The sequence below is a fragment of the uncultured Marinobacter sp. genome (genome assembly GCF_963974375.1).
Classification (GTDB): Bacteria; Pseudomonadota; Gammaproteobacteria; order Pseudomonadales; family Oleiphilaceae; genus Marinobacter.
Map to the genome: position 1 here is coordinate 1 of NZ_CAXBDN010000381.1, position 2,834 is coordinate 2,834.

The 2,834-nt window shown below is 57.9% G+C and carries 2 protein-coding genes and 1 pseudogene; 1 reads left to right on the top strand and 2 read right to left on the bottom strand.

Features of this window, described 5'->3' with window-relative positions; translation table 11 throughout:
- A partial coding sequence (locus AAC035_RS20375; protein WP_339806942.1) for a proline--tRNA ligase occupies positions 1-1,681 on the bottom strand: 1,681 nt, incomplete at its 3' end.
- 127 nt (positions 1,682-1,808) lie between these two features.
- Positions 1,809-2,291, bottom strand: a complete 483-nt coding sequence (locus AAC035_RS20380; protein WP_339806943.1) for an Lrp/AsnC family transcriptional regulator — start codon at positions 2,289-2,291, stop codon at positions 1,809-1,811.
- 193 nt (positions 2,292-2,484) lie between these two features.
- Between AAC035_RS20380 and AAC035_RS20385 the strand changes: the two are divergent.
- Positions 2,485-2,834: pseudogene (locus AAC035_RS20385) on the top strand (2-isopropylmalate synthase); the annotation flags it as partial.

Here is a 2,834-nt window from a genome sequence, read left to right on the forward strand (position 1 = left end):
GAGCAACGTCCTGTTTGTCAGCGTCCTTGCGTCCCTTGTATTCCAGCGTTCCTGCGCCCAGACCGCGGTCGGAAACCACGATGCGATGGGGGATGCCGGTCAGCTCGAGATCCGCAAACTTCACGCCTGGCCGCTCGTTGCGGTCGTCCAGCAATACGTCAAAGCCGGCCTGCCGTAGTTGTGCGTAAAGAGTTTCACCGGCCTCGGCAACCGCCGCTGATTTGTGACCGTTCAGGGTAACAACCGCTATCTCGAAGGGTGCGATGGCATCGGGCCAGATGATGCCACGATCGTCGTTATTCTGCTCGATGGATGCCGCGACAATGCGTGACACACCAATGCCGTAACAGCCCATTTCCAGAATGGCGGTCTTGCCGTTTTCGTCCAGTACGGTGGCGTTCAGCGCCTTGCTGTATTTGTTGCCCAGTTTGAAGATATGGCCAACCTCAATACCGCGGCGAATCACCAGTGTGCCTTTGCCGTCCGGGCTGGGGTCGCCTTCGACCACGTTGCGCAGGTCTTCAACCCGGGTCAGTTCCAGATCACGGACCCAGTTTACGCCTGTCAGGTGATAGCCTTCCTTGTTGGCACCGCAGACGAAGTCCGCCAGTTGGGCAGCGCTGCGATCGACGATGACCGGCACCGGCAGATTGACCGGCCCGATGGAGCCCGGGGCACAGCCTACCGCGTTCCGGATTTCCTCGTCGGTGGCCATGGTGAGAGGCTCGGCCACACCGGCCAGTTTCTCTGCCTTGATGTCGTTCAGGGTGTGATCACCCCGCAGTATCAGCGCTACCAGGCTGCTGTTGCCATCTTCATCCGCTTCACCTTTGACCAGCAGGGTTTTGACGGTCTGCTGCGGGTCAACCGAGAGAAACTGTGAAACCGCATCAATGGTGGTCTGGCCCAGTGTCGCAATTTCTGTCAGTTCGGACCCGGGAGCCGGGCGTTCTCCTTCCGGAGCCACGGCCTCGGCCTTCTCAATATTGGCGGCATAATCACTGTCGGTGCTGAAGGCGATGGCGTCTTCACCGGAGGACGCCAGCACGTGGAATTCGTGGGAGGCATTGCCGCCAATGGCGCCGGAATCTGCCTGTACCGGACGGTAATCGAGGCCCAGGCGATCGAAAATTGCACAGTAGGTACGGTGCATTACGTCGTAGGTTTCGTCCAGGGATTCACTGCTGGCATGAAACGAGTAGGCATCCTTCATCAGGAATTCCCGGGCCCGCATCACGCCAAAACGGGGGCGCCGCTCATCACGGAACTTGGTCTGGATCTGGTAGAAGTTGGCGGGCAGCTCCTTGTAACTCTTCAGCTCGTTACGAACCAGATCGGTAATGACTTCCTCATGGGTCGGGCCAAAGCAGAACTCACGGCCGTGGCGATCGTTCAGTCGCAGCAATTCGCCACCGTACTGTTCCCAGCGCCCGGATTCCTGCCACAGTTCTGCCGGCTGTATGGCTGGCATCAGCACTTCCTGGGCACCGCTGCGGTCCATTTCTTCGCGGACAATACGCTCAACCTTGCGCAATACCCGCAAACCCATGGGCAGCCAGGTGTACAGGCCGGCGGCCAGTTTACGAATCAGGCCTGCCCGCAGCATCAGCTGATGACTGATGATCTCGGCGTCGGACGGCGTTTCCTTGAGGGTTGCAATCAGGTAGCGGCTTGCTCGCATTATGGTTTCCGTAACTGGTGATTGAGATGGCTGTATGTCTGGCGCAGGGGCCAGAGTTCGTTAGTCGCTATTGTACGTGGCTGTCGCCAGAATTGTACCTGTTGAGCGGGCGGATTTACGGGTGTTCTCAGAGGTTGTCCAGATAGTCCAGGGGCAGGGCGGTGGTTTCAATTACCCGGCGCAGTACGAAACTGGAGTGAACGCCGCTGACACCCGGTATCCGGGTGATGCGGTTCAGCAGGAACTGATGATAACCGTCCATATCCGGTACCACCACTTTCAGCATGTAGTCCGCGTCCTGCCCGGTAATCAGGTAACACAGTTGTACCTCCGGGTACTGTGAGACCTCACGTTCAAAGGCCTCGAAGCGTTCCGGTGTATGGCGATCCATACCAATCATGATGATGGCCGTCAGTGACAGCCCCAGCTTCTTGTGATCCAGAACGGTCACCCGGTCAACGATGATGCCAGCCTCCTCCAGCGCCTTGACCCGGCGCAGACAGGGTGAGGGCGAGAGGCCCACCTGTTCGGCCAGTTGCTGGTTGTTGAGGGAGCCATTGGACTGCAGTGCGGCCAGAATCCGGCGGTCGGTGCGGTCAAGTTTGTGCATGGTTTCTTTGTTCATTGCAATAGTCCGTCTTTTTCTATTGGTAAATTGGAACATAATGCCCAGATAGTCCGGTTTCAGGGCTTAAAAAGCAATCCCATGGCTGATCTTTGGCGTTATCATGTGTGCATCGAGGAGTGATGTTTCGGTACCTACCGGCATTTCTACCGTTCGTTTACAGCAAGAGGATCGCAGCATGGCTTTTGATCACCGCAAATACGTCCCGTTTCAACCAGTGCGCAAGACCGACCGGCGCTGGCCGGACCGGGTTATCGAGCGGGCACCCGACTGGTGTGCGGTGGATCTGCGGGACGGCAACCAGGCGCTGGTGAAGCCCATGACCGTAGCTCAGAAGCAGCGGATGTTTGATTTGCTGGTCAAACTGGGCTTTACCGAGATCGAAATCGGTTTTCCCGCCGCCAGCCAGCCGGATTTCGACTTCTGCCGCAAGCTGATCGACGAAAACCGGATTCCGGACAACGTCCGCATTCAGGTACTGACCCAGGCTCGCCCAGAGCTGATCGAACGGACTTACGAGGCCCTGGA

Coding starts and splice junctions, on each gene's coding strand:
- AAC035_RS20380 (WP_339806943.1), bottom strand. CDS start 2,291: ATGCACAAACTTGACCGCACCGACCGCCGGATTCTGGCCGCACTGCAG.